The sequence below is a fragment of the Pseudomonas tremae genome (assembly GCF_001401155.1).
Taxonomy (GTDB): domain Bacteria; phylum Pseudomonadota; class Gammaproteobacteria; order Pseudomonadales; family Pseudomonadaceae; genus Aquipseudomonas; species Aquipseudomonas tremae.
The window spans coordinates 1-388 of sequence record NZ_LJRO01000400.1; the positions used below are offsets into that span (position 1 = coordinate 1).

Here is a 388-nt window from a genome sequence, read left to right on the forward strand (position 1 = left end):
ATCAATTGAGCATTCAATGCATTAAGTGCCTTGGGACGGTTCAGCGTAATCACGCCAACCTTACCTATAACCTCACTTAGAATTGTCTCGTAAGACATTGATAAATATCCTTTTGAATTAATAACCATGCACAGGCATAAAACCTAGAATCTACATTCGAAAAAAACCGTAACTCTTTGAATAAATTATCTAATCGATGATTTCAATGGCGACAGCGGTGGCCTCTCCGCCACCGATACAAATCGCCGCTACCCCGCGCTTGAGCTGCCTGCGCTGCAAAGCCGCCAACAGCGTCACAATGATCCGCGCGCCCGAAGCGCCTATCGGATGACCCAGCGCGCACGCCCCACCGTTGACATTGACCCTGTCTCTTATACACATCTGACGC

At 48.2% G+C, this 388-nt stretch carries 2 pseudogenes; both read right to left on the reverse strand.

Going from position 1 to position 388, the window contains the following annotated elements:
- Positions 1–98 (reverse strand): annotated as a pseudogene (locus tag ALO43_RS30420) (enoyl-CoA hydratase); the annotation flags it as partial.
- A gap of 91 nt (positions 99–189) precedes the next feature.
- Positions 190–388, reverse strand: a pseudogene (locus tag ALO43_RS22570) (acetyl-CoA C-acetyltransferase); the annotation flags it as partial.